This window comes from Mycobacteroides abscessus ATCC 19977 (assembly GCF_000069185.1).
GTDB classification, from domain to species: Bacteria; Actinomycetota; Actinomycetes; order Mycobacteriales; family Mycobacteriaceae; genus Mycobacterium; species Mycobacterium abscessus.
The window spans coordinates 4,646,451-4,671,715 of the sequence record NC_010397.1 but is presented as its reverse complement, the minus strand read 5'-3'; the positions used below and the strand labels follow the sequence as shown (position 1 = coordinate 4,671,715).

Annotated in this window: 25 protein-coding genes; 22 read left to right on the top strand and 3 right to left on the bottom strand. The window is 63.5% G+C overall.

Annotated features, from left to right (window positions below):
* The 11 genes from MAB_RS23215 (at window position 1) to MAB_RS23165 (ending at window position 9,951) form a co-directional block, all read left to right on the top strand.
* Entirely contained in the window at window positions 1-909 is a 909-nt protein-coding gene (locus MAB_RS23215; protein ID WP_005089589.1) for an SAM-dependent methyltransferase, read from the top strand.
* A gap of 1 nt (window position 910) precedes the next feature.
* Window positions 911-1,837, top strand: a complete 927-nt coding sequence (locus MAB_RS23210) for a class I SAM-dependent methyltransferase (protein WP_005079765.1) — start codon at window positions 911-913, stop codon at window positions 1,835-1,837.
* A gap of 12 nt (window positions 1,838-1,849) precedes the next feature.
* Window positions 1,850-2,776, top strand: coding sequence for a class I SAM-dependent methyltransferase (locus tag MAB_RS23205; protein WP_005079766.1), 927 nt, complete (start codon window positions 1,850-1,852; stop codon window positions 2,774-2,776).
* Window positions 2,777-2,854: 78 nt separating this feature from the next.
* Complete coding sequence (locus MAB_RS23200; RefSeq protein ID WP_005063779.1) at window positions 2,855-3,151, top strand: hypothetical protein; 297 nt, start codon at window positions 2,855-2,857, stop codon at window positions 3,149-3,151.
* Between the two features lie 12 nt (window positions 3,152-3,163).
* Entirely contained in the window at window positions 3,164-4,744 is a 1,581-nt protein-coding gene (locus tag MAB_RS23195; protein ID WP_005112505.1) for a hypothetical protein, read from the top strand.
* A complete protein-coding gene (locus tag MAB_RS23190; RefSeq protein ID WP_005079768.1) occupies window positions 4,741-5,415 on the top strand; it encodes a hypothetical protein in 675 nt (224 codons plus the stop codon). Before MAB_RS23195 ends, MAB_RS23190 begins: the two co-directional genes overlap by 4 nt.
* Before the next feature lie 41 nt (window positions 5,416-5,456).
* Window positions 5,457-6,482: a glutathione S-transferase family protein gene (locus MAB_RS23185; RefSeq protein WP_005079769.1), complete on the top strand. Its 1,026-nt coding sequence runs from the start codon at window positions 5,457-5,459 to the stop codon at window positions 6,480-6,482.
* Between the two features lie 131 nt (window positions 6,483-6,613).
* Entirely contained in the window at window positions 6,614-7,702 is a 1,089-nt protein-coding gene (locus MAB_RS23180) for a Re/Si-specific NAD(P)(+) transhydrogenase subunit alpha (RefSeq protein ID WP_005063775.1), read from the top strand.
* 2 nt (window positions 7,703-7,704) lie between these two features.
* A complete protein-coding gene (locus MAB_RS23175) occupies window positions 7,705-8,034 on the top strand; it encodes an NAD(P) transhydrogenase subunit alpha part 2 (RefSeq protein ID WP_005063774.1) in 330 nt (109 codons plus the stop codon).
* Window positions 8,031-9,476, top strand: a complete 1,446-nt coding sequence (locus MAB_RS23170) for an NAD(P)(+) transhydrogenase (Re/Si-specific) subunit beta (RefSeq protein ID WP_005071687.1) — start codon at window positions 8,031-8,033, stop codon at window positions 9,474-9,476. Before MAB_RS23175 ends, MAB_RS23170 begins: the two co-directional genes overlap by 4 nt.
* Window positions 9,477-9,564: 88 nt before the next feature.
* A complete protein-coding gene (locus MAB_RS23165) occupies window positions 9,565-9,951 on the top strand; it encodes a hypothetical protein (protein ID WP_005095520.1) in 387 nt (128 codons plus the stop codon).
* Here the strand turns inward: MAB_RS23165 and MAB_RS23160 are convergent.
* Window positions 9,948-11,135: a low temperature requirement protein A gene (locus MAB_RS23160; RefSeq protein WP_005079771.1), complete on the bottom strand. Its 1,188-nt coding sequence runs from the start codon at window positions 11,133-11,135 to the stop codon at window positions 9,948-9,950. The two genes, MAB_RS23165 and MAB_RS23160, sit on opposite strands and share 4 nt — an antisense overlap.
* Before the next feature lie 151 nt (window positions 11,136-11,286).
* Here MAB_RS23160 and MAB_RS23155 point away from each other — a divergent pair, with 151 nt between their 5' ends.
* Genes MAB_RS23155 through MAB_RS23145 form a run of 3 tightly spaced genes read left to right on the top strand, consistent with a single transcriptional unit; the run spans window position 11,287 to window position 13,392 of the window.
* Window positions 11,287-11,973 carry a TetR/AcrR family transcriptional regulator gene (locus MAB_RS23155; protein WP_005089586.1) on the top strand — a complete coding sequence of 229 codons (687 nt, stop codon included), beginning with the start codon at window positions 11,287-11,289 and terminating at the stop codon, window positions 11,971-11,973.
* A gap of 14 nt (window positions 11,974-11,987) precedes the next feature.
* Window positions 11,988-12,905 carry an alpha/beta fold hydrolase gene (locus tag MAB_RS23150; protein ID WP_005089584.1) on the top strand — a complete coding sequence of 306 codons (918 nt, stop codon included), beginning with the start codon at window positions 11,988-11,990 and terminating at the stop codon, window positions 12,903-12,905.
* A gap of 4 nt (window positions 12,906-12,909) precedes the next feature.
* Window positions 12,910-13,392: an SRPBCC family protein gene (locus tag MAB_RS23145; protein WP_005079774.1), complete on the top strand. Its 483-nt coding sequence runs from the start codon at window positions 12,910-12,912 to the stop codon at window positions 13,390-13,392.
* A gap of 11 nt (window positions 13,393-13,403) precedes the next feature.
* Here the strand turns inward: MAB_RS23145 and MAB_RS23140 are convergent, their stop codons facing one another.
* Complete coding sequence (locus MAB_RS23140; protein WP_005063765.1) at window positions 13,404-14,081, bottom strand: GntR family transcriptional regulator; 678 nt, start codon at window positions 14,079-14,081, stop codon at window positions 13,404-13,406.
* Between the two features lie 104 nt (window positions 14,082-14,185).
* Here MAB_RS23140 and MAB_RS23135 point away from each other — a divergent pair, with 104 nt between their 5' ends.
* The 8 genes from MAB_RS23135 (at window position 14,186) to MAB_RS23100 (ending at window position 24,037) form a co-directional block, all read left to right on the top strand.
* Complete coding sequence (locus tag MAB_RS23135) at window positions 14,186-14,992, top strand: enoyl-CoA hydratase-related protein (protein WP_005079775.1); 807 nt, start codon at window positions 14,186-14,188, stop codon at window positions 14,990-14,992.
* Window positions 14,993-15,004: 12 nt separating this feature from the next.
* Window positions 15,005-16,597, top strand: a complete 1,593-nt coding sequence (gene fadD5, locus MAB_RS23130) for a fatty-acid--CoA ligase FadD5 (RefSeq protein WP_005079776.1) — start codon at window positions 15,005-15,007, stop codon at window positions 16,595-16,597.
* A 219-nt stretch (window positions 16,598-16,816) separates the two neighbouring features.
* A complete protein-coding gene (locus MAB_RS23125; protein ID WP_005079778.1) occupies window positions 16,817-18,349 on the top strand; it encodes an MlaD family protein in 1,533 nt (510 codons plus the stop codon).
* Window positions 18,346-19,401, top strand: a complete 1,056-nt coding sequence (locus tag MAB_RS23120) for an MCE family protein (RefSeq protein WP_005079780.1) — start codon at window positions 18,346-18,348, stop codon at window positions 19,399-19,401. The genes MAB_RS23125 and MAB_RS23120 overlap by 4 nt, the downstream gene beginning before the upstream one ends.
* Window positions 19,394-20,452: an MlaD family protein gene (locus MAB_RS23115; protein ID WP_005089580.1), complete on the top strand. Its 1,059-nt coding sequence runs from the start codon at window positions 19,394-19,396 to the stop codon at window positions 20,450-20,452. The genes MAB_RS23120 and MAB_RS23115 overlap by 8 nt, the downstream gene beginning before the upstream one ends.
* Window positions 20,449-21,582 (top strand): MCE family protein, encoded by a 1,134-nt coding sequence (locus tag MAB_RS23110; protein ID WP_005112501.1) that lies wholly within the window; start codon window positions 20,449-20,451, stop codon window positions 21,580-21,582. Before MAB_RS23115 ends, MAB_RS23110 begins: the two co-directional genes overlap by 4 nt.
* Window positions 21,579-22,787 carry an MlaD family protein gene (locus MAB_RS23105; protein WP_005112497.1) on the top strand — a complete coding sequence of 403 codons (1,209 nt, stop codon included), beginning with the start codon at window positions 21,579-21,581 and terminating at the stop codon, window positions 22,785-22,787. Before MAB_RS23110 ends, MAB_RS23105 begins: the two co-directional genes overlap by 4 nt.
* A complete protein-coding gene (locus tag MAB_RS23100; RefSeq protein ID WP_005112492.1) occupies window positions 22,784-24,037 on the top strand; it encodes an MlaD family protein in 1,254 nt (417 codons plus the stop codon). The genes MAB_RS23105 and MAB_RS23100 overlap by 4 nt, the downstream gene beginning before the upstream one ends.
* Before the next feature lie 7 nt (window positions 24,038-24,044).
* Here MAB_RS23100 and MAB_RS23095 read toward each other — a convergent pair whose 3' ends face one another.
* Window positions 24,045-25,157, bottom strand: coding sequence for a phosphodiester glycosidase family protein (locus MAB_RS23095; protein WP_005112491.1), 1,113 nt, complete (start codon window positions 25,155-25,157; stop codon window positions 24,045-24,047).
* Window positions 25,158-25,265: the final 108 nt, after the last annotated feature.

Below are 25,265 nucleotides of genomic sequence, written 5' to 3'. Positions count from 1 at the left end.
ATGGTGCGCACCGAGGGAGACTCCTGGGACATCGTCACGAGTGTCGGCTACACGGCGCTCGCGGTGGCGGCTGGACGCGCGCTCGACGCGAAGCTGGACCCGCCACTGGCACATGACGATCATGCTGCTGCGTTTGTCGCGGCGGCGGGGGCGCCCCAGCTGGCCGCCGCGGTCGCCACCGCAGATATGACCAGCTCGGCGGCCTTCAACGCCCAGTGGGTGGGGGTGCGGACGCGATTCTTCGACAACTTCTTTGCCGATGCGGCCGGTGCCGGTGTGCGGCAGCACGTGATTCTGGCCGCCGGGTTGGACTCGCGTGCCTACCGATTGCCGTGGCCCGCGATAACCACGGTGTTCGAATTGGATCAGCCGAAGGTATTGCAATTCAAGGACGAGGTCTTGAAACGATCCGGGGCGCAGCCGAGTGCCAGACGGGTGACGGTGGCTGTGGATCTACGCGACGACTGGCCTGCTGCGTTGCGTGAGGCGGGCTTTGACGCCACCCAGCCGACGGGATGGATTCTTGAGGGGTTGTTGCCCTATCTGCCGGGCGCCGCGCAAGACGCCCTGTTCGAAAGACTCAACGACATGTCCGCACCCGGAAGTCGGGTTGCCGCCGAGCTGGGCCCCGAACCCGGTGAGCTGGAACGCCTCGCTGCCTCCATCAAGACCGTCGTCGGGGAGACCAGCGACGGTGAGACACAGCCGAACCTGCGAGACCTATGGTTCGACGACCCGCGGCTCGACACCAAGACCTGGCTGGGTGAGCGGGGCTGGACGGTGACCGAGGCCAACCTGGTAGATGCCGCAGTGGCCTACGGGCGGCCGCTCCGTGACCTGCCACCAGCATTTGAGAATTTCCTGAGCACCAAGTTCTTCACCGCTGTCCAAGACCACCCGAGAGGCTGAGATGACAAGTACAGACCAAGGAAGCTGGGCCCGCAGTGAGGGCGACTCCTGGGACATTGTGTCCAGCGTGGGGTACACCGCGCTGGGTGTCAGCGCCCAGCGCGCTGTCGAAAGCGAGCGACCGGATGCCCTGATCGACGACCCGTTTGCCAAGCATTTCGTTCTCGCCGCGGGTGAGCCCCATTTGATTGAGACGATCACCAAACGCGATGCGCCGCAGGCATCTCCATTCGAGTATCTGCGCGGCATGGGTATGCGCAGCCGCTTTTTCGACGAGTTCTTTCTCGAAGCGGCGGCTTCAGGGATCACGCAGGCGGTGATCCTGGCGGCTGGGCTGGATGCACGCGCACACCGGCTGGCGTGGCCTGCGGGTGTCACGGTGTACGAACTGGATCAGCCGCAGGTTCTCGCTTTCAAGGACGGGGTATATGCCCAGCAGGGCGCCGAGCCGACCTGCGATCGCCGCACCGTCGCTGTCGACCTGCGCGATGATTGGCCGGCCGCTCTCAAGGAGGCCGGATTCGATGCCGGCCGGCCCACCGCGTGGTCCGCGGAGGGGCTGTTGCCGTATCTGCCTGCGGCAGCTCAAGAACTGCTGTTTGAGCGGATGGTCGAGTTGTCCGCTCCCGGCAGCCGCGCCGCAATCGAGGGCCCGACGGGGACATTGGGGATGAGTCAGTTCGCGAAGGTCGAACAGAAGTACCGATCCGAAAAGGACACCTTCGGCAAGATCGATATCACCGAATTGTTCTACGACGAGGAGAAGACGCCGCCCGTCGAGTGGTTCTCGGTGCGTGGGTGGAGCACGCAGGGGCTGGACATGTTTGACCTGGCCGAACGGTATGGCGTGCGGCATCCCGAGGTTCCCGAGGACATTCGCGAGCTTGCCGGTGCCATGCACTACCTGACGTGCACACTTCCTGCCTGAAAGGACAGCTCAATGACCAACATCGAGGACAAGGATTGGTCGCGCAGCGAGGGCGACTCCTGGGACATCGTGTCGAGCGTCGGATTCACGGCCCTGGGGGTGGCCGCAGCGCGGGCCGTCGAGAACAGGGAGGCCGATCCCCTGGTGCGTGATCCGTATGCGGAACATTTCGTGCGCGCCGCAGGCGAACCGCATTTGATCGGGCTCTTGGACAGTTCGGAGCCGAAGCCGCCGAACCCGGGGACCGCACCGCGTCATATCGGCCTGCGTAGCAAGTTTTTTGACGAGTTCTTTATTAACGCAACGAATTCGGGGTGCAAACAGGCGGTGATTCTGGCCGCGGGGCTAGATGTTCGGGCGCACCGACTGCCGTGGCCGGCGGGTACCAAGGTGTTCGAGCTGGATCAGCCCCAGGTGCTGGAATTCAAGGATCGAGTGCTGGCCGAGCACGACGCCACCCCAACCAGTGACCGGCGTGAGATCGCTGTCGATCTCCGAGACGACTGGCCTGCCGCCCTGCTTGCCGCAGGATTCGATCCAGAGGTTCCTACGGCATGGTCCGCCGAAGGCTTGATCATTTACCTGCCGTCGGCGGCACAGGACCTGCTGTTCGAGCGGGTTGTCGCCCTGTCGGCCCCGGGCAGCCAGGTCGCCGTCGAGGCCACCCGGGGGCGCCCGGATATCGCCAAATGGGGCGAGATGCAGAAGAAGTACGCCGACGAGGGCCATCCGATGTCCAAGGTCGACATCACCACGCTTTTCTACGACGAGGAGCGCGCCGATGTCGCGGAGTGGTTGGCGGCGCGGGGATGGAAGGTTCAGGGGTCACACGCTCTCGAACTGGCAGCCGCCTACGGGGTGGAGATCCCGGAGCTGCCCGAGGACGTAGTCGAGGTGGTGAAGCAGGGCAACTACGTCACCGCTGTTTTGCCCAGCTAGGCGGACTGTCCCCAGGGGCTGGCTGGGTTCGGTTTCCCGGGCTAACATGCGCAGGGGGCATGTTTAGAGGGGGAACGCATGAAAATCGATCCGGTAGCGACGGAAAAATGTGCGGCGCAACTCGACGCCACCGATACCCATGTCGAGTTCGCCAAAGGGAAGCTGCGCGCCACCGAGGGCAAGGACCTCGGTGATCTGACCGACGCGATGAACGCCGCGCGCAACCGGGTTTCGGGTGCGCTGGGCACAGTCTCTGCTGTGCAGAAGGAGATTTCGCAGAACATCCGTACGTGCACCAAGGCGCTTGTCGAGATGGATCAGCGCAATGCGGGCAATCTCAGCGATGCCGGAATCAAGTTCCCGGTGCTCAGCTAGGCCCGGTGTGCGATGACCCTGGGAGACACGCAGAAGCAGCTGGAGCAGGTGATAGCCGACCTTCGACAGGTCGGCGAGATCACGGTGAGCACGGTGTGGCCGATCGCCAAGAAGGTCGTCGGGGCCGTCCGCAAGGTGATCTCCATTGCCACCGAACCCCCTCCGCCCGAACCGGACACGGTGCGGGATGTGGCGGCGCGCTGGCGTGAAATGGCTCCCGCCATGGGGGAGTGGCATGCCAACGATGTTCAGCAGGCGCAGAACACCATCCCGGACACCGTATGGGGGCGCACACCTGGTGATCCGTACGGTGAGACGACCGGGGACAAGGCGCGCACCAGTATCGCGAACTTCAAGACCCGCTCCACCACGATCGGTCCGGCCGCGACCGGAGTCGCGAGCTCGCTCGACACCTTCGCCGGGTCGATGGAGAAGGCGCGCGCCCGGTGGCACAACGCCTTCGCGTCACTCAAGGACGACGTTGACTGGAACAACATCCCGAAGAACCCCTTCGATGCGATCCCGTATGTGCGCAAGCTGGTGGGGGACGTCCTACACGGCGTGGAGGAGCTTGCCGGCGCGTATGGAGATGCCGACAAGGCGGTGAACAACGCCAAGGGTGAACTTGGGAAAGCCATGGAGGGCATCACGTTGCCCGACCACACTTCGGTGGCCGCGGGCGCGATCGGCTCGGTGAACAATTGGTCGGACGTCAAGAACGACCCAGATGGGCACAAAGACGGAACCGGTCTGCGGCCGGGCGTGCAAGAACGTGCCGATGCCAACCTGGCGGCGATGAGTCCGGAGGATCGTGCCAAGGCGCAGGCGATGCTCGACAACGCCAAGGACGAGGCCCGGCGCAACTGGATCATCTCGGCTCTGGCGCGAGGCGGGGATATCGGGTCGTTGCAACGGTTCTCGGAAAAGCTAGCGCAAATGGACGATCAGCAGGTGCGTGAGCTTGATCCAGTGGAATACGCCAAGAACCATCCGGGTGTACTGGTGCAGCCGGATGGCACCACGTGTGGGTCGTCCTCGCTTGTCGTCGCCAAGATGATCAACGACCCGATGTATGCGATGAAGATGCTCACGGGATATGACGCGAACGGCTCCGCAGCACCGCAGCCTGGTCAGTCGCTAACCACAGCGGAGGTCACGTCGAGGTTCGCCGACGAGGCCAAGAAGATGCATGACTCGACGAACAACGCGATCGTTCCTGGCTGGGGCACTACCTGGCCGGAGTCGCTGGGGACCCCGCCGGGCGGCGCCGCCGACGAGATGGGCAAGCCCGGTGGTCCTGGTGTGCCAGGTAGCGCCTACCAATTCGAGGTAGCGAATCCGTTGGGTCCGTCGGGGGACTATCAGGCGATCAGCGCGGCCGTTCAATCCGGTCAGTCCGTTCCGCTGTTCGTGGGCAGCGGCGCCAACGGGCACATCGTCCTGGTCACGGGAATCCAGGGCGATTCGCTGGAAATCTACGAGCCCTCGTCGGGACAGAAGATGACAATCCCAAGGGATGACTTCGTCAACAACCGAATATCGTTCGGGGGCGAAACACGTTATCGGCCATGGGGTGAGGTGATCCCGAAGTGAAGGGTCTAAGACTTGCTCCGGCTCTGCTGCTGGTGTTTGTACTAGCTGCGTCATGCCCGAAGCACCCCGAGACCTTCGAACCCAACGACGTGGATGCGGCACGATCTGCGCGACTGGCGGCGGACGCCTGGGTCGCTCCTGCCAAGACGTACCGCAGTTCGTACAACGGGCTGAACAACATCTCACGTGAGTCGGTGGTCAGGACTGCATCTGTCACACACAGTGATCCATTGGACGTTGTCACCCGAGAGACACAGAAGGCCCTACAGAACGGATGGGTGCTGACCTATGCCCACTGCGGTTCCGTGGCGCGGCCCATGTCGTCGGCGAGTGCACCCCAGACCCTGTCTGGTGTGGAAGTGAATCTCGAAAAGTCGCCGACCGACCCCGAGAATGCCGCCATCGCACAGCTGACGGCCTACCGTGTGGCGCCCGACCCGGACGGACAGGGGATGGTCAACATGGAGATCAACGCCTTCGCGCGATATCACTCGGATAGGGGCTGGCCGGATCTACCGAGCGTGCCGCTGGAAACCACGTGTTTGGCGATACCCGGCGCGGCTACTGCTGGTGTCAATGCGACATCGGCATTTCCGTTGGGGATCGTCCAGGGTGTGAAGGGCGGCCGGCCGTTGGACGAGAAGGGCGAACCTGACGGATCGGCGCGCTGAAGGACGTTGCCTGAACCGCGGACGGTGCCAGACTGGGACGTGTGAGCCAGAACCCGGAGAACACCAAGTACGTCGAGCCCGGTGAGTTCAAGCGGGACACCAACTACATCAACACGCGGATCACCGCGGACGGTCGTGACGGTTATCCCGTGGAACCCGGGAGGTATCGACTCGTTGCGGCACGTGCCTGTCCCTGGGCAAATCGGACGCTGATCGTGCGCCGGCTCCTCGGGTTGGAAGATGTTTTGTCACTGGGACTTTGCGGGCCTACCCATGACAAGCGCAGCTGGACCTTCGATCTTGACCCGGGTGGAGTCGACCCGGTCCTGGGCATCCACTTTCTGCGTGACGCCTACCTCAAGCGGTATCCGGACTACCCGCGCGGCATCACCGTGCCTGCCGTAGTCGAGGAGTCCACCGGTGAGGTCGTCACCAATGACTATGCGCAGATGACGCTGGACTTCTCCACCGAGTGGGCCGAATATCACCGCGCGGGTGCGCCGCAGTTGTACCCCGCGGACTTGCGCCCAGAAATCGACGAGGTAAACCGCCGCGTCTACACCGAAGTCAACAACGGGGTGTACCGCTGCGGTTTCGCCGGTGATCAGGCCGCTTATGACGCCGCCTACGATCGACTGTTCGCCGCGCTGGATTGGCTGTCGGAAAGGCTTGCCGGACAACGTTATCTGGTAGGTGACACCATCACCGAGGCAGATGTGCGGCTGTTCACCACCCTGGTTCGCTTCGATCCCGTCTACCACGGACACTTCAAATGCAATCGTGAGAAGCTGACCGAAATCCCGGTGTTGTGGGCCTACGCGCGCGACTTATATCAGACACCCGGCTTTGGCGACACCGTTGATTTCGGACAGATCAAAGAGCACTACTACGTGGTGCATGCCGACATCAACCCCACGCGCGTCGTCCCCAAGGGGCCGGATTTGAGCGGCTGGGGCACCGTGCACGGGCGCGAGAAGTTGGGTGGTCGCCCGTTCGGTGATGGCACCCCGCCGGGACCGCCGAGGGAGTCGGAACGGGTTCCGGATCCTGGTCCTTGCCCTGGTTAACGACCTTTGCAGTATTTACAAAAACGGAAGACTTGTTAACAAGCATGCCTTTCCTTAGTATCCGTCGGCATGCTGCACCACGGCGATGAGCGCTTGCGCGAAGAGCATTGAACAGGGTGAAGGGCGAGTAGATGACCGATCAACCAGTCACTATCGGAGTTGTCCGAGAGTCAGGTGAGGACGAGCGCCGGGTCGCGCTGGTACCGAAGGCGATCGCCGGCCTGATTGGCAAGGGTGTGAACATCGTCATAGAAAGTGGTGCAGGAGAGCGCGCCCTGCTGCCGGACGAGCTGTACACCGAAGCGGGGGCGACCGTGGGCGATGCGTGGTCCGCGGATGTCGTGGTGAAGGTGGCGCCGCCCACCGCCGCCGAGGTCGCTCGCCTGCGGCAGGGACAGACCCTGATCGGCTTCCTGGCGCCGCGCAATGCCGAGAACAGCATCGGTGCGCTCAGGAGCGCGGGCGTGCAAGCCTTTGCGGTGGAAGCCATTCCGCGTATCTCGCGGGCCCAGGTGATGGACGCGTTGTCATCGCAGGCCAATGTTGCCGGCTACAAGTCGGTGCTCGTGGCGGCTTCGGAGTCGACCCGTTTCTTCCCGATGCTGACCACCGCTGCCGGGACCGTGAAGCCGGCACTGGTGCTGGTTCTCGGCGTCGGCGTCGCGGGCCTGCAGGCCCTGGCCACCGCCAAGCGGCTCGGTGCGCGCACCACCGGCTACGACGTGCGGCCCGAGGTGGCCGACCAGGTCCGGTCGGTGGGTGCCCAGTGGCTCGATCTGGGCATCGACGCGGCCGGGGAGGGCGGGTACGCCCGCGAGCTGACCGATGAAGAGCGCCAAAAGCAGCAGCAGGCGCTCGAAGACGCCATCAAGGGATTCGATGTCGTCATCACCACCGCACTGGTGCCGGGACGCCCGGCGCCGCGTCTGGTGACCGCCGCGGCCGTGCAAGGCATGAAGCCGGGATCGGTGGTCGTCGATCTCGCCGGTGAGACCGGCGGCAACTGTGAGCTCACCGAGCCGGGGCAGACCGTCGTCAAGCACGGCGTCACCATCGCCTCGCCCCTGAACCTGCCGGCCACCATGCCCGAGCACGCCAGCGAGCTGTATGCCAAGAACATCACGTCCGTTCTCGAGCTCCTCATCAAGGACGGCGCCCTGGCGCCCGACTTCGATGACGAGATCGTCGCGGGCTCCTGCGTCACCCGGGAGGTCTCCTAGACATGTACGGACAGCTGTTGGCCAACATCGCGATCCTGGTGCTTGCCGGGTTCGTCGGATTTGCCGTTATCTCCAAGGTGCCCAACACCTTGCACACACCGCTGATGTCTGGCACCAACGCCATTCACGGCATCGTGGTGCTGGGTGCGCTGATCGTGCTGGGCAACCTGCCTGCCGATGCCAGCTGGGGCACCCGCGTCATCGCGTTTGTCGCGCTGATCTTCGGAACCCTGAACGTGATCGGTGGCTTCCTGGTGACCGACCGCATGCTGGGCATGTTCAAGTCCAAGAAGCCAGCACAGTCTGAACAGCAGAAGGAGGCGGCCAAGTGAGCAGCGAAAGCCTCAACTACATCGTCGATGTTCTCTACATCGCCGCGTTCGCCCTCTTCATCTACGGTCTGTCCGGGCTGACCGGGCCTAAGACCGCAGTTCGCGGTAACTGGATCGCCGCCGTCGGTATGGGCATCGCGGTGCTCGCCACGCTGATCAAGGTCAGCGAGAGCGCGACCACGCTCGACTGGATTCTGATCGGTGCCGGACTGGGAATTGGCGTTGTGTTGGGTATCCCGCCCGCGCTGAAGACCAAGATGACCGCCATGCCGCAGCTGGTGGCGTTGTTCAACGGCGTCGGTGGCGGCACCGTGGCACTTATCGCCTGGTCGGAATTCATTGAGACCAAGGGCTTTTCGGAGTTCAAGCCGGACCAGTCGCCGACTGTGGCGCTGGTGGTCGGATCGCTGTTCGCCGCGATCATCGGCTCGGTGTCGTTCTGGGGCTCGCTGGTGGCCTTCGCCAAACTGCAGGAGTCCATCCCGAAGAATGTGGAGAAGCGGCTTGTCGCTTCGGCCAAGCTTTTCCAGGCCTCCAACATTGTGCTGCTGCTGGCCGCCGTCGGTACCGCGGTCTACATCGGACTGCACCCGGGTCTGCCGGTGTGGTGGATCGTCGCGGTGCTGGTGTTCGCCGGTGTGATGGGTCTGTTCGTGGTGTTCCCGATCGGCGGTGCCGATATGCCGGTGGTCATCTCACTGCTCAACGCCATGACCGGTTTGTCAGCTGCCGCAGCAGGTTTGGCGCTGAACAACACCGCCATGATCGTGGCCGGCATGATCGTCGGCGCGTCGGGTTCGATCCTGACCAACCTGATGGCCGTCGCGATGAACCGTTCGATTCCGGCTATCGTGTTCGGTTCGTTCGGCGGCAGTGACGCGGGCGCCGCAGGTGGTGCGGCCGAGCAGGGCACCGTCAAGGCGACGTCGGCTTCCGACGCCGCCATCCAGATGGCTTACGCCAACCAGGTGATCGTGGTGCCCGGGTACGGCCTGGCCGTCGCACAGGCCCAGCACACCGTCAAGGAGATGGCGGATCTGCTGGAGAGCAAGGGTGTCGAGGTCAAGTACGCCATTCACCCGGTCGCCGGACGCATGCCTGGACACATGAACGTGCTGCTGGCCGAGGCCGATGTCGAGTACGACGCGATGAAGGAAATGGACGACATCAACGGCGAGTTCAACCGCACCGATGTCACCATCGTGATCGGCGCCAATGACGTCACCAACCCGGCGGCACGCAACGACCCGTCCAGCCCGATCCACGGCATGCCGATCCTGAACGTGGACGAGTCGCGGTCGGTGATCGTGCTGAAACGTTCGATGAGCTCGGGCTACGCAGGCATCGAGAACCCGTTGTTCTTCCAGCCACAGACCTCGATGCTCTTCGGGGACGCCAAGAAGTCGGTGTCTGCGGTCATCGAAGAACTGAAGGCGCTGTAGCCCAACCCCTTTGCCATCGAGTGGGAATCTCACGCGGAAATCCGGCCGGAAATCCGCGTGAGGTTCCCACTCGGCGTATGAAGGGGTTATGCGTGGGCTACTGGGCGCTTTTGTCGCCGGGGCGGCGTTGTTGACCCCGGTGGCCACCGCCGAGCCGCATGACTGTGCCTCGGTGGATCGGGCGCGCGTTCAGATCAGGCAGTTATCACAAGAGAACGGAGTAGCCGTTCGGCAGACCGCGGTCACGCGGAATCGGGCGACAGCCGCGCTGCTGCGGACAGCCGCGGTCGATACCTCGGATCCGGCCGTGCGTGACCGTGCCCTGGAGGCTGCGGCTGCCGCGGAGCGATACGCCAATGTGTTGGCCGCCGCGACCTCCGTCGACGGTGTGCTGGAGCCGCCAGGCGAGGAGATGTCCCGGGCCGTCAACACCATGGCCGCGCTGGAACGGGTGTGCCCGGCCCCCGGGGGCTAGGACTCTTCGGAGTGCGCCAAGCTCCCGGCGGAGGCCGATTCGGTGTCCTCGACACGCCGCCACGTCACCAGTGCGGCCGCCACCGCGGCCAATCCCGCAAGCCAATACAGGGCGTGGGGCATCGATGAAATCGCGACGGCGGCAAGGGCGATCGCGGGTAGCCCGATGTTCAGCACCGCATCGCGGCGGCGCAGAAGCAGGATCAGCCATGCCAGTACCAGATAGATGGCGAATGGGACGGTGATGGTGAGCGCCGCGGTGGTGGCACTGAGGTGGCTCTTGCCCAGGCCCTGGTCGACCGCGACTTCGAAGCCGGCTGAGATCGCGGCCACGGAGGCGAAGATGAAGTAGTGGCTGTATCCCCACAGCAGGCTCGCGCGGAGCGAGGCATCCTCGCACTCCTGCTCCTCGTCGAAGTAGATCCACCACACCGCGGCCACGATGGTCAGGGCGGACACCGCGATGCTGATCATGGTGCCGGAGTGCTCTGCCTCCTCGGCGCCGCCGATGATCGAATTCGCCGACGCCAGAATGGATTCACCCAGCACGATCAGAGTGAACAGCCCATAGCGCTCGGCGATGTGCACGGGATGCCAGGTAGTCGGCGCCACCCGCTCGGCGAACAACGGGACCGACATGTCGGCAAGCGCGATCGCGATGAACAAACCGAAGCGCACATGCTCGGGTGCGCACACGCCCCACCACACCCAGGCGGCCTGCACGGCGGCGATACCCGCCGCGTACCGCAGGCAGGTGGCGCGCATGGCGGGGTCGCTGACGGCTGCTCGTAGCCATTGACTGCCCGCCGCGACGCGCATCAACACGTAGCCGCCGATGACGATCCCGAAGTCGGCCTGTGTCATCGCCCGCTCGACACCGGCGGCGATGGTCAGTGCCCCGGCCATCTGCACCAAGGTCGTCAATCGATACAGCCAGTCATCGGTGTCGAAGGCGCTGGCGAACCAGGTGAAGTTCATCCAGGCCCACCAGATGGCGAAGAACCCCATCGCGTACCCGATGAGCCCCTGGGTGAAATGGCCCTCGGCCCAGAAATGGTGCAGGCTCCCTGACGCGCGGGATACCGCGACCACGAAGACGAGGTCGAATAGCAGTTCTAGCGGGGTGGACGCGCGGTGCGGCTCTGCCGGATCGCGGGACACCATGGCCCGCAGGCCCCCGATCATGTGGTTACCTTCTGGTCTGGAGACGGCGGTGGACGTCGGCAGCTTAACGTGTGAAACGGCGCCGAGCCGGCGAACATGGTGACGCAGTAATCCAACCAGTTGATCGGGATTGCGTCCGCAGGTGGAGGGCCTGCGCATATAGTGAGGCACCATGCAACCGGTCCCCGAGGCTTCAAAAGCAGGCAGCTCGTCGCAGCGCCGTGCCGGCCGCCGCGAGGAGTTGGTGGCAGTGGCATCCAAGCTGTTCGCCGCGCGTGGCTATCACGGCACCAGAATGGACGATATCGCTGATGTCGCCGGCCTGAACAAAGCGACCGTGTACCACTACTTCGCCTCTAAGGCGCTCATCCTGTACGAAATCTATTTCAAGGCGGCCGAGGAAACGCTGGCCTGCCTGCAGGACGATCCAAGATGGTCGGCGCGAGAGTCGCTGTACCAATGCACGAGCCGGATGCTCGCGCTCATCTTTTCGAATCGCGAGCAGGGAGCCGTCTACTTCCAGGAGAACCCGTTCCTGTCGGAGTGGCTCTCGCCTGAACAGGTCGCCGAGATACGCACGCGCGAAGACATGGTGCAGGAGCGGGTTCAGAACATCATCGAGCGGGGCATTGCCAGCGGAGAGTTCGTCGAGTGCGATTCGCATGTGATGGCACTTGGCTATATCGGCATGGTGCTGGGCTCGTACCGGTGGCTCAATCCGAGCGGCCGCCGCAGTGCCCAAGAGATCGCCGTGGAATTCAGCACCACGTTGCTGCGTGGACTGATCAGGGACGAGGCAACCCGGATCAATGATCCGCTGGGTGTCGCGTCGGCGACGTCTCTTGACGGTGCGCGCTAAGTGACGGACCGGTAGTGGCTGCTGACTGCTATCTGACCTTGGACTTGCCCAACGTCAGATTGCGCGCGCTGGCCTGGGGGCCGCAGGACGGTCCGCTGGTCATATGCGGACACGGTTTCCCGGACTCGGCGCACACCTGGCGTCTGCTGGGGCCGCGGCTGGGGGCCGAAGGGTGGCGTGTGGTGGCTCCTTTCACCCGCGGCTACGCGCCCAGTGAAATACCGGCCGACGCCGAATACGGCCTGGGTGCCCTGATGCAGGACGTCTTGGACATTCACACAGTCCTGGGCGGCGACGAGCGCGCGATATACATCGGCCACGATTGGGGCGCACTGGTGGGCAATGCCCTGGCCCGCAGCGGTCGGTCGCCGTTCGCTCGCATCGTTACGATGGCGGTCCCGCCGTTCGAGGTTCTGGGATCGAATATGGCATCGATCGGACCGGGCGGTTGGCCCGCCGTGCTCGCACGACAGTTGTTCATGAGCTGGTACACGCTATTTCACCAGCTTCCGTTGCTGCCGGAGTGGTTATTGCCCTGGCTGCTGCGGTTGTACTGGCGGCGGTGGTCGCCGGGATACGACGCGCGTGCCGATCTGCTGTACACCGGTGAAGCGATGTTGCAGAAAGGGAACCGCCGGGCCGTCATCGGCTATTACCGGGCGAACATTCGCGGGGCGCTGTTTCCGGCGCGGAAGTACTGGCCGACGCAGCGTTCGCTGCTGGATGGGGCGCGCACGCCGATGCTGTACCTGCATGGCCGCAACGATGGGTGCATGACGTATCGGCTGATAGATTCTGCGCGTCCGGATCTGCCCGATCGCAGCGTCGAAATCATCAATGGCGGTGGGCATTTCGTGCATCTGGAATGCCCGGATGTGGTCTACGAGCTCGTACGTGAGTTCCTGGGCCCGCCAACTTCAAAGGTAGAGTGAACCAATGCCAGTCGTCAGTCAGACCGTCGAGGTGGCCGCGCCGCCGCAGGTGATCGTCTCCATCGTCACCAACTACGAGGCGTACCCCGAGTGGAACAAAGAGATCGCCAGCGTCGACATTCTGCAGCGCCTCCCGGACGGTCGCCCACACATTGTGCGGCTCAAGGTGGAGACCTCGGGCATGTCCTCGACGAATGTCGCCGAGATCGCCTACCTCAACGCCGCCCAGGTGGCGACGCGTCTGCTGGAGAGCGACATCTTCGAGAAGCAGGAACAGACATTCTCGATCGTGCCGATGGGGCAGACCTGCCTACTCACGGTCGACATGGATGTGGAAACCAAGCTTCCGATCCCCAAGCCGATGGTGAAGAAGCTCGCCAATCAGGTGCTCGAACATCTGGCCGAGGGACTTAAGGGCCGCGCCGAGGCGATCGCTTCCGGTCAGCTTCAGCCCGCTCCGGTGCAGCAACCCCCCACGCAGGCTTAGCGGATCGCGCCCTAGTCCTGCGACCACATCCCGGTGCGGTCCAGGTACTCGATCAGTCGGCGCGCGCCGTCGATGAATTGGACCTCGGTCTGAGCGATCACCTCAGCGATATCTCCTGCTCGTAGTGCGGCGATCAGCTTGTCGTGTGTCTCCGTCGTCGGCACGATCCAGGAAGCGTCTTCGGCGAACAGTTGATGCGGTGTATACCGCACGGCCTGTAGGAGGAACCAGGCCAGCTTCGGGCGGTCGGCCACATGGTTGAGAAGACGGTGGAATTCGAACTCGGCCCAGATGACCTGATCGGGGGAGGTGGCATTCCGCAGTGCGTCGTTGAGCTCGGCCAGTGCGTCGGCTTGCTCAGGGGTGATGCGCGCCGCGGCCGCCTTGGCCAGCTCGACGGCCAGATGGGACTGCAAGGCAAAGATGTCCTCGACGTCTTTGCGACTGAGTGCCGCTACCGCGTAGCCGCGATGCGGGACCGCGTCCACCATGCCCTCGCCCCGCAGCGTCAGCAGTGCCTCGCGCACCGGCGTGACGCTGACCCCGAGCTGAGCGGCCGTCTCATCCATCCTGATGTACTCGCCCGGGCGTAAGTCGCCCGTCATGATTGCCGCGCGGAGTCGGCCGGCAACCTCTTCGGACAGCTGCGGCCTACGGATTTCGCGGGTCCGTGCCCGGGGCGCATTCATCCGATCTGCCTGCCATTTCCCTGTGTGGTGACGCTCTTGCATCTAAAGTCATATCAAATATATTTGAGCAGGCGCGACGAGGCGACCCCCCAGGAGGCAGTGACGTGAGTCTCGATGAATCTGTCGGCGCACCCGATGTCGCCGTCGACGGCGGCATCATGCGGGTCACGTTCACCCGGCCTGACCGGATGAATGCGCTCAATGGACCGGCCACGTCCGGCCTGATCGAGGCTTTGGAATCCATCCCCGGCCGAGACGACGTACGTGTCGTCGTCATCAGTGGCGGCGCACCGGGCAGCGCATTTTCGGCGGGCGCCGACGTCACCGAATTGGCGGCCGGTTCGGCGGATCTGACGCCGCTGCAGGCAGCCGAGCTGACCATGGACAACGCCGAGCGCTTGGTGCGCGCGGTGCTGAATTGCCCGGTGCCCACCATCGCAGAGGTCACCGGGGTGGCAGCCGGTATCGGTGCTTCGGTGGGCCTGGCATGCGATTTGATCTACGCCGCCGATACTGCCTTCTTTCTCTTGGCCTTCGCCAATATCGGGCTGATGCCCGACGGCGGATCGAGTGCGTTGGTGTCCGCTTCCATCGGGCGGGTGAAGGCCAACGCGATGGCATTGCTGGCCCAACCACTCAGCGCCACAGATGCTTTCGCGGCCGGCCTGGTAAATGAGGCATTGCCCGGGGACCAACTGCGCGAGCGCGTCGACAAGACGGCGCGCCGCTTGGCCCACGGCTCCCGCCGCGCGATGCAGCTGACCAAGGAGGCGATGAACGCGGTATCGCTCAAGCTGTTCGACGAGGCCATCGCCCGTGAACGTGACGGGCAGATCGAGCTGCTGATTTCACCCGATGCCCACGAGGGTTTCGCCGCATTTCTTGAGGGCCGACGCCCCAACTTCAGTTAGTAGGAGAATTTTGTGACCGACACGATCGACGCGACCGTCCAGTCCGCCGGCCTCGCCCAGCCGTACCGTGCGCGGCGGCAGAACTGGTGTAATCAGCTGGCGCGGCATGCGCTCATGCAGCCCGATGCCACCGCTATCCGTTACCTGGGGCACAGCATCTCCTGGGCAGAGCTGCACCAGCGGGTGCAAGCCCTGGCCGACGCGTTGTCCCGCCGCGGTGTCGGATTCGGAGACCGCGTTCTCATCCTCATGCTCAATCGACCGGAATACGTCGAATCATGGCTTGCCATCAATGAACTCGGGGCCATCGCGATCCCGGTCAATTTCCGGATGACACCGCCCGAGGTCGCGTTCCTGGTGGAGAACAGCGGGGCCAAAGTCGCCATTACCGAGACGGTCTTGGCGCCGGTAGCCGCCGCGGTGCGTCAACAGGCACCCGCGCTGGAAACGGTCATCGTCGCCGGCTCGGCATCCGAGAATGGTGTCCTCGGCTATGAGGAGGTCATCGCCGAGCCAGGCGAACCACACGCCGAGGTGGATCTGCCCGGGGATACGCCCGCGCTGATCATGTACACCTCCGGGACCACCGGGCGCCCCAAGGGTGCAGTGCTGACACACCTCAATCTGTCCGGTCAGGCGATGACCTATCTGCTGAGCACCACGGTGGATTTGAACTCGGACGTCGGATTCATCGGTGTTCCCATGTTCCATATCGCCGGTGTTGGGAACATGATCACGGGGTTGCTGCTGGGGCTTCCGACGGTCATTCATCCGCTCGGCGCATTCGATCCGGGTGCGCTGCTGGATGTCCTCGAGTCCGAAGGCGTCACCGGAATCTTCTTGGTGCCCGCGCAATGGCAGGCGGTCTGCGCGGCGCAGCAAGCAAACCCGCGCAAGGTGAGACTCAAGACCCTGTCCTGGGGCGCGGCGCCCGCCACCGACGTCCTGCTGCGGACGATGTCCGAGACATTTCCCGACGCGAGGATTCTGGCCGCGTTCGGGCAAACCGAGATGTCGCCGGTCACCTGCATGCTCATGGGAGACGACGCGATCCGGAAGATGGGATCGGTGGGCCGGGTGATTCCGACTGTCTCGGCGCGTGTGGTCGACGACAACATGAACGACGTGCCTGTCGGTGAGGTCGGCGAGATCGTCTACCGGGCGCCGACCCTGATGCAGGGCTACTGGAACAACCCGGAAGCTACTGCCGATGCCTTCGCGGGCGGTTGGTTTCACTCGGGTGACCTGGTGCGACAGGACGAAGACGGATTCGTATGGGTGGTAGATCGCAAAAAGGACATGATCATCTCCGGCGGTGAGAACATCTACTGCGCGGAGGTCGAGAATGCGCTCGCCGAGCACGAACAGATCGCCGAGGTAGCGGTGATCGGCAGGCCGCACGAGAAGTGGGGAGAGGTCCCGGTCGCGGTCGCGGCCATCCACGGAGCGGCGCTGACACTCGCTGAGCTCGATGGCTTCCTCACCGCGCGCCTGGCTCGCTACAAGCACCCCAAGGACCTTGTGATCGTGGATGCGCTGCCGCGCAATCCGTCGGGCAAGGTACTCAAGACTGAGCTGCGCCAGCGGTTCGGCATAGCCGACTAGCAAATATGAATCTGGATTCAGAAAAATTTAGCCAAGAGCTAAACACAGAACTGGAAGTCATGTACATTCCTGTAATTGCCGTCACATCGGGGGGATGGGCGTGACCGAATCCGCCTGACCGGCGGGTTGTGTTTGCTGACGAAAGGGATCGTGTGGTGCTTCAGACCTTGCTGTGGCGTCGCACCTTCGCGTGGGTAGGGAACGTCAGGGCGGGTCGGCATGGCCAATTCCTTTGAGACTGATGGCCGGGGACCGTCGGACCGGCAACTGCTGCTGTGTGGCCTGGTGATGGCCGTGGTCGCGGCACTGGTCGGCACGGCCCTGGTCATCAAATCGACCGGACGGTTCAACGACTACGTCCGGGTGGTCGCCGAGCTGACCAACGTCGGCGACGGTCTGCCCGCCAAGTCCGACGTCAAGTACCAGGGTGTGCTCGTGGGCGCGGTGGACGACCTGACCCCTTCGCAGCGTGGCAGGCCCAACGTCGTCCACATCAATCTAAAACCTGCTCTGGCACATACAGTTCCGCGCTCAGTCACTGCCAGGGTCGTGCCCAGCAACGTTTTCGCGGTCTCCTCGGTGGAGTTGGTCGATCATGGGCCTGGCCCCGCGATCACCGACGGGGCGGTGATTCCCGAGGACACCGAGTTGCCCACGGTCTTGTTTCAGACGACGATCAGCAAGCTGCGCGACATCTTGCTGGCCAACGGGCGCGGCCGTGACGACGATTCGGTGGGCATTTTCGCCGTCATTGCTGCGGCCACCGAGGGGCGCCGGGCGACTCTTCTGAACGCGGCCGGGCAGCTGACCCGGATCATCGATCAGCTCAACGACATCGTGGCCACCGATACGGGGCCGTCGACTCTTTCCGCGCTCCTTGATGCGACCAAGGGACTGCAGACAACAGCCCCGGAACTCGTCGATGCACTGCATCAGGCCATCAAGCCCATGCAGACCCTGGCCGAGAAACGTGAGCAATTGCAGAGTCTGCTCAATGCCGGACTGCATACGACGGGAACGGTGCGGCAGTCATTGGACAACCAGACCGACCGGATGATCGACATCACGACCAAGCTGACGCCCGTCGTGGGTGTGCTCGCCAAGAACTCGGTGCACTTCTTGCCGATGGCGACGCGGCTGAAGGTCTTCTCCGACAAGTTCTTCAGTGAAGTGTGGGATCCGGAAAAGGATGTCGTCAACATCCGCGGAATCCTGTCGTTCACTCCGTCGACGATGTACACCCGTGCCGATTGTCCCCGCTACGGGGAACTCAAGGGGCCGAGCTGCTTTACCGCGCCCGAGCTCGTCGTCCGGCCCGATCTTCCGGAAACGTTGCTCCCGCAGAACTTCAAGCCCCCGCCGGATCTGGCACCTCCTCCGGGTACCGAGGTAGGTCCGGACGGAAATCTGATCGTCACCGGGCCTCCGTTGCTCAATCCGCACCCGAACCTGCAGGACCCCAATCCGCCGTTGCCGTGGTGGCAGCCGAATCCGTCCCCGCGGGTGCCCGGTAGCGCAGATCCAGATGACCTGGAGCCCCCACCAGGAAGTCCGGGTATGCCGATTCCCAGCACCGCGCCGGCCTCGTTCGGTGGCGCGGTGGGCCCGGTGGGAAGTAAGACCGAACGGGACCAGCTGGGCCTGATCACCGGTGGTGAGGCCAGCTCGTCCACTCAGCTGCTGTTGGGCCCGGTCGCTAGAGGCACCAAACCTGTTGTCGTCGAGCAGGCTTCGGCGGGAGGTCGGCGATGAGGTTTCGCGGTCCGCTGATCGGGTTGTCTGTGTTCATGGTGATCGCGCTGGCCATGACGTGGCTGGTGTACGCGACGCTGCGCCGTGAGGTCGCAGGATCGACCAATGACTACTCCGCGATGTTCACCGATGCGACCGGGTTACGTGACGGGGACGATGTGCGCATTGCCGGTGTGCGGGTGGGCCGTGTGGAATCCGTTGCGATCGACGGTGACCTGGCCCGGGTCGACTTTCGGGTGGAGACCGAACAACCGTTGTACGGCAACACGATTGCGACAATCACCTACCAGAACATCGTTGGCCAGCGCTATCTCGGCCTGTCCATGGGCAAGACGGGTAGCACGGATCGCCTCAAGCCTGGAAGCGTGATTCCCCTAGAACAGACGGAGCCGTCGTTCGACATCGGCATGCTGCTACATGGGTTCGAGCCGCTGTTCAGCGTGTTGGATCCCACACAGGTCGACAATCTGACCGACGGTGTGGTCAAGTCCCTGCAAGGGGACACCGGATCGATCGTCGGGTTGGTGGACCAGACCTCGCAGCTCACGGAGACCTTCGCAGGCAGGGACAAGGTTCTCGACGATGTGATCACCAATCTCAATGGGCTGACGCAAACGCTGGCCGGACAGAACAAGAACTTGGACAGCGTGTTGACACATACACGTGAAATGGTCGCGATTCTTGACAATCGGCGTGGGGCACTGGTGGATTCGGTGGGCTCCACCGCCTTCGCCGTGCGGCGGCTGTCGAACATCTCCGACACGGTGTACCCGCAGCTCAATGAGATCCTGCACCGGGAACCGGGGTTTGTCAGTCATCTGAACACCGTCGAACCGCAGCTTGCCTTCGCGGGCGCCAATCTGCCGTTGCTTCTCAAGGGTGTCGCGCGGACCACCCAGGAGGGCGCCTTTATCAACGGCTATGTCTGCGATCTGAACATCACCGGGTTCTTCCCGGGACTCAACGACGTCGTTCCGATCATTGTGAATGCGGCGACCCCCGGCAACAAGGCTCAATACACCCCGAAATGCAGGAACCTGGCTGATGGCTAAAAACACAGCGTGGCAATCGTTATGGCGGAGTATCTCCCAGCGCCCCGTCGAGTCCTATAACAAGGCATGGCTCGGCGCGATCGCGCTCGCCGTCATCGGTGCTCTGGTGGGCGCGATGTTGCTGGTTAAGGCGATCGGCTTGGGATACAGCCATTACACCGGGGAGTTCTTACAGGCAGCATCGCTGCAGCCGGGCGCCAACGTGTCCTATGCGGGGGTACCGGTCGGAAACGTCACCAGCGTCGAGCTGGCCGGCGACCGTATCGAGGTCGGCATGCGTGTGCGCGATGACATCACGTTGCGCAAGGATGCCAGGGCATCGATCAAGATCACCACGATCCTGGGCAATCAGTATGTGGAGCTGCGCAACGGCGGTGACGGGACCCTGCCCAACCGCCGCATCGATCTGGCACATACCGAGGTTCCCTATGACCTGCAGGCGACCCTGCAGGACGCAACGTCGACGTTCGAGCAAGTGGACGCCGACAAGATTGCGGAATCGACAGCGATATTGGCCAAACAACTGGAGGGCCTGCCCGCGGTACTGCCACAAGCCATGGAGAACATCCAGACGCTGTCCTCGGTGATATCGCATCGCCGCGACCAGATCGGCACATTGTTGTCCAGCACGGAACTGGTGGCGGGCACCCTGCACCGGCAGCAGGGAGACATAGGCAAGCTGATTGTCCAGGGCCGTGATCTGCTGGGTGAATTCGTTTCCCGGCAAGCAAGTTTTCACTCGATGATGCGCGCGGTCACCGAGCTGGTGGATGTGCTGAACAAGATCGTGGTCAAGGATCGGGGTGCTGTCGACAAGCTCATCGCCGACGTGAAGACATTCAGCAATTTGATCGGTGGCCACGACGACTTGTTCCGGAGTCTGCTACAGGTGACCGCGGTCGCCGCACGTAACTTCACCAATCTCACGGGCTACGGCAACGCCCTCGAGCTGAGCGCCCCGGGTGGCCTGGCCGTGGACTCGTGGATGTGCGCGATCAGCGGAAGGGCCAAGCAGTTCAATATGATTCCGTACTTCAAGGACTGCCAATGAGCGCATCGCTGAGCACTGGGACACGACGCACGCTGTGGATCGCCGGAGCACTGGCGATCGTAATCGCGGTGGTGGCAGGAGCCTTCGGTTGGACCTACCTGCGTGACAGGAGCCACAGGCTCACCATCACGGCTCAGTTCGAGTCGGTGTCGGGCCTGTACCCGGACAACAAGGTTTCGGTATTGGGCATGCCGATCGGCAAGGTCACCAAGATCACCTCGCGCGGGACGTACATGGAGGTGGAGTTCACGATTGATTCGACGGTCAAGGTTCCCGCCGACGCCAAGGCTGTCACGGTGTCCACATCGATCCTGACGGATCGTCACATCGAGCTCACCCCCGTCTATCGCGGCGGGCCCACGCTCAAAAATGGTGACATCATTGGGCTGGACCGCACGAAGACACCCGTCGAGTTCGATCGTGTGCTGGCCATGATCGACAGGCTGTCAAAGGCCATGAAGGGCGACGGCAAGGGCGCCGGACCGCTGGCGGACCTCATCAACAACAGCACAAACGCACTCTCGGGCAACGGTGAGTTGATGACGTCATCCCTTGACGAGTTGTCCAAGGCGCTGCGGCTGAGTGCGGACGGCGGCGCGATGACCCGTGATCAGCTGACTAAAATCGTCACCCGTCTCAGCTCGCTTTTCGAAGCATCGGCACGCAATGACCAGAACATCCGTGAGTTTTCCTCGACGGTGCGGCAGTTATCCCAGGTGCTCGACCAGGAACAGCTGGGTTCCGGCACCACCGGCAAGCAACTGAACAACATTCTGCTGCAGGCTGGTTCACTTCTCGAACAGAACCGCGATGCCATCAAGCAATCGGTGGGTAATTCCAGCCAAATCGCTCAGGCCGTGTACGACAACCGGCGGGAGCTTTCGGAGGGGTTCGACCTGCTTCCATTGATGGCGGACAACGTCTACAACATCATCGACCCGGTCAACAATGTGGTGCGGGCCCACGTGCCGGCGGACAGGCTGTTGTTCGACACCCAGGCCGCCAAGGAGATCTGCAACCTGATGGGTCTGCGCCAATTGGGTTGCAGCACAGGAACCTTGCAAGACTACGGACCCGATTTCGGATTGACCTATGTGCTCGACGGTCTCGCGGCGATGGGGCAGAAATGAACCGATGGCAGAAACTCGCGGGGCCCGCGGTGGTAGCGGCGGTGCTGTTGACAAGTGGATGCAGCACCAACGGCCTTGCGAGCCTTCCGCTTCCCGCGCCAGGTATGACGGGCGGATCCTATGGGCTGACGGCAGTGTTCACCAACATCTTGAACCTGCCCGCGCGAGCCAAGGTGAAACTCGGGGGCGCCGATATCGGGGAGGTCGACTCCATGAGCACGGCCAATTACACGGCCGTGGTGACGATGCGCATCCGCTCGGATGTCGAGATTCCCAAGCGGACCACCGTCGAGCTGCGCACCGCGACGCCGCTGGGTGACGTTTTCGTCGCACTGAAGCCGCCGCGGCCAGCGGTTCCCGACGCGCCGCTGCTGCGCGACGGGGACACCATCGGCCTGGACGCGACCACCGCGGCCGCGACTGTGGAGGCGGTCCTGAGTTCGGCGGCGATCATCGTCAACGGTGGTGCGGTACGCAATCTCACGGGCACGGTCAACGGGCTTGGCCGCGCGACGGGCACCAACGGGCAAGCATTCGGTGATCTGATCGGCAAGTCCAACCGGCTGCTGAGCACGCTCAATGCGCGTTCCAGCCAACTGGATTCGGCGCTGCGCGACACCGCTCAGCTCGCCGCCGAGATGAATACCCGGCACGACACACTTTCGGATTTGTTGGTCGCGGCGGCGCCAGCGACGGATACGCTGGCCGCCAACGCGTCTCACATAGCCGATTTGGCAGACCAGGTTGGCCTGGTTACCAAGCAACTCTCCAAGTTCCCTTCGATCGCGGGCACGGATACCAGCGGCCGCAGCGTCATCGCTGATTTCAATACGTTGTCCGCGTCGTTCAACGACATCACCGTCAGCCCCGACACCAGCCTTGCCGCGCTCAACCGGCTGATGCCGCCGATCATCAAGATCATGGCCGGATCGGCATTCGCGGCCAGGGTGTCGATCGACAAGCTCGCGCTCGGTTCCATTCCCGATATCGGATACCAGGGCGATCCGGGTTTTCATGGCCCGAAACGCTATGACTGGGCCAAGCTCGTCGGCTCGTTCAAGTACACCCTGTGGCGCCTGCAGGAGCGTGTCGTGGGCAAGGGGCCCGACGCCCCGGCGATTCCGATGCGTCCCAGCCCGACGGAGCCGGGCGTCATCGAGCCGGTGCCGGGTGCGGCGCCCGTTCCGCAGGAGCCGCCGCGATGATCAATACGCTCGCCACCACGATCGTGGACGCTGTGAAGATGGGTCACCGCCAACGCTTTTGGTTGTCCGGGATGGCGCTGCTGGCGACCTTGCTGGTGGCATGTGCCTACTTGATGGTGGGCGCATTGCGTGCGAGAGCCTTCGCGTCGACGTATGAGGTGTCGATCGAACTGCCCGAGTCCGGTGGGTTGATTCCGGAACAGGATGTGGCGCTGCGGGGGATGCGGGTTGGCCGGGTGGACTCGGTGACGCCGTCACCGCGTGGGCCGATCGCCCGGATTCATATCGAATCCGGAGTGAAGATTCCGGTGGGAACGCCGGTGCGGGTGTCCGGGCTTTCACCGGCCGGTGAGCAGTACGTCGACTTCGCGCCGGTCACCACCGCCGGGCCGTATCTGAGTAATGGCAGCGTGATCACCCGGGGCCAGGCGACGGTTCCGGTATCGCTATCCAGATTGCTCGCCGATGCCGATGGTGCGCTTGCCCAGGCAGATACGAAGAAACTGGAGATCATCAAAAAGGAGCTACACCTCTCGCGTGATGCGCCGCGCAAGATGACCGACATCATCGACGGCGGTGTGTTCCTACTGTCGACCTTGGATTCCGTTCTTCCGGAGACGGTGAGCATCCTCAAGAAGAGCCGTGTGACGTTATCTTCGTTTGCGGAGATGAACAATGGGCTCGCCGTCACGACACAGGGCCTGAATCGTTCTCTGAACGGAGTGGCACGGATGGACAACGGTTTCCGCACGCTGATCGACCGGGTTCCCGGCCCGCTGGCCACCACCGATGCCGTGATCGCCGACAACTCCGATAACATGGCCCAGCTGTTGGGGAACCTCACCACGGTGGCGCAGCTGTCCTACGTCCGAGTGCCGGCGCTCAACGCCCTGTTCCCGACGTATCGCGGATCGGTGATCGACGCGGTCGCCAACACCTTCCACGACAACGGCGTGTGGGCCATTGCCGACATCTATCCGCGCTACACCTGTGACTACGGCTACCCGCGCACCGCGGTGTCGGCGGCCGACTATCCGGAGCCGTTCCTGTACGCGGGTTACTGCCGAGATGATGACCCTGCGGTGCTGGTGCGCGGCGCCAAGAACGCGCCGCGCCCGGCCGATGACGACACCGCGAGCCCGCCCAGCGGCGCGGACCTGGGCAAAGTGGCCGATCCAACCCCGAAGGGACGCTTCACCATTCCCACGCCCTACGGTGGGCCTACGCTCCCCATCGAACCGCCGCGCTAGGCGGCGCTCAGCTGAATCCCAGCCAGCTGGGCAGTGCCCGTCCGACACCTCCCGCGGCATCGCAGAGGGTGTAGGTGGTGTCGCAATTACCTTTGGGGGAGCCGTAGCCGGCCCACATGCCGCCGGCGTCGCGCCTCAGCACGATGGCCGAGGAGCTGCCACCGTCGAGCGCGATTGCCTTGTCTACGCCCAATCCGCGGTAGAGGTCTTGAAGGTTGTCCGGGGTGTAACTGCCACCCTGGAAGACCATGAGTTCGTCCGTGGCGGACTTGTAACCGAGCGCGGTGCGGGCGGCGGCGGGGCCGGGGTCGTTGAGCTGCTCGGTGAATCCCGGCAGCAGCAGCTTCAACCCACTGACCGCGACGAACTGAACTCCCTTGTCCATCAGTCCCTCTAGCGGCGCGGTGGCGTACCCGAAGTCCTTGGGCCCGGCCGAGGCGATCACCTCGGGCGCCGATCCCTGAGAAAAGACCATGGTGGCCAGGGCCGTCCAGACTTCGTCGCCGCCGGAGAGCGCCTGCTTCCCGGCGTAGACACGGGTACCGGTTACCTGTTTGTTGTAGTTCGCGCTGCCGTTGGCGGTGTCGACGTAGGCGCCCAGGGGGGAAGTGCAGCCGGTGCTCTTCCAGGTGCCGCCCTTCTGGCCGCGGACATCGAAGAAATTGGCGTTGATGATGAAGGTGGGCTTGCCCATGGCCACCCACGCCGCCATGGGTTTGTAGGTTTCGGAGGCCTGCCACAGCCCCTCAGAGGTACGTGCGCGCGGATCGCGTTCGCACCGCGATTGATAGCCGGAGTGAGTGTCTACCAACAGGTTCGCACGCAGACGAGATGAGGCGCTCTTGATCACCATGAGGTGTCCGCCGTTGTCCAGTGTGTACTCGTTGCCCGCGGCATTGCGGAAAGGTGCAGGATTGCTGCCACCGAAGTTGTAGACCAGGAAGGTGCCCTTGGTGTTGGCGATGGCCGCCAGGACCGCGTCATGGGCGGCCTCGGCGCGGGCGGTGTTGTGGGTGGCCGGAATGGGCAGCGCGGCCACGAGCATCAGACCGAGGGCCGTGGTGATGAGTCGCGGTCCCGTTGCGGTCCTGCGTAGGCGTGAAAAGTGTGACATGCCCACGGCGGTCCCTCCTGTGATGATCTTGAATAGTTAACGACAATCACAGCAGCAACTTGGTCAACTTTGATAACAAGTGTGGATCGATCGCACATCGGCGAAATCGCGAAA

Excerpts from the sequence above, each read along its gene's own strand:
- MAB_RS23215 (WP_005089589.1), top strand. The coding sequence starts at position 1 with ATGGTGCGCACCGAGGGAGACTCCTGGGACATCGTCACGAGTGTCGGC.
- MAB_RS23210 (WP_005079765.1), top strand. The coding sequence starts at position 911 with ATGACAAGTACAGACCAAGGAAGCTGGGCCCGCAGTGAGGGCGACTCC.
- MAB_RS23205 (WP_005079766.1), top strand. The coding sequence starts at position 1,850 with ATGACCAACATCGAGGACAAGGATTGGTCGCGCAGCGAGGGCGACTCC.
- MAB_RS23200 (WP_005063779.1), top strand. The coding sequence starts at position 2,855 with ATGAAAATCGATCCGGTAGCGACGGAAAAATGTGCGGCGCAACTCGAC.
- MAB_RS23195 (WP_005112505.1), top strand. The coding sequence starts at position 3,164 with ATGACCCTGGGAGACACGCAGAAGCAGCTGGAGCAGGTGATAGCCGAC.
- MAB_RS23180 (WP_005063775.1), top strand. The coding sequence starts at position 6,614 with ATGACCGATCAACCAGTCACTATCGGAGTTGTCCGAGAGTCAGGTGAG.
- MAB_RS23175 (WP_005063774.1), top strand. The coding sequence starts at position 7,705 with ATGTACGGACAGCTGTTGGCCAACATCGCGATCCTGGTGCTTGCCGGG.
- MAB_RS23165 (WP_005095520.1), top strand. The coding sequence starts at position 9,565 with ATGCGTGGGCTACTGGGCGCTTTTGTCGCCGGGGCGGCGTTGTTGACC.
- MAB_RS23160 (WP_005079771.1), bottom strand. The coding sequence starts at position 11,135 with ATGATCGGGGGCCTGCGGGCCATGGTGTCCCGCGATCCGGCAGAGCCG.
- MAB_RS23155 (WP_005089586.1), top strand. The coding sequence starts at position 11,287 with ATGCAACCGGTCCCCGAGGCTTCAAAAGCAGGCAGCTCGTCGCAGCGC.
- MAB_RS23145 (WP_005079774.1), top strand. The coding sequence starts at position 12,910 with ATGCCAGTCGTCAGTCAGACCGTCGAGGTGGCCGCGCCGCCGCAGGTG.
- MAB_RS23140 (WP_005063765.1), bottom strand. The coding sequence starts at position 14,081 with ATGAATGCGCCCCGGGCACGGACCCGCGAAATCCGTAGGCCGCAGCTG.
- MAB_RS23125 (WP_005079778.1), top strand. The coding sequence starts at position 16,817 with ATGGCCAATTCCTTTGAGACTGATGGCCGGGGACCGTCGGACCGGCAA.
- MAB_RS23120 (WP_005079780.1), top strand. The coding sequence starts at position 18,346 with ATGAGGTTTCGCGGTCCGCTGATCGGGTTGTCTGTGTTCATGGTGATC.
- MAB_RS23115 (WP_005089580.1), top strand. The coding sequence starts at position 19,394 with ATGGCTAAAAACACAGCGTGGCAATCGTTATGGCGGAGTATCTCCCAG.
- MAB_RS23110 (WP_005112501.1), top strand. The coding sequence starts at position 20,449 with ATGAGCGCATCGCTGAGCACTGGGACACGACGCACGCTGTGGATCGCC.
- MAB_RS23105 (WP_005112497.1), top strand. The coding sequence starts at position 21,579 with ATGAACCGATGGCAGAAACTCGCGGGGCCCGCGGTGGTAGCGGCGGTG.
- MAB_RS23100 (WP_005112492.1), top strand. The coding sequence starts at position 22,784 with ATGATCAATACGCTCGCCACCACGATCGTGGACGCTGTGAAGATGGGT.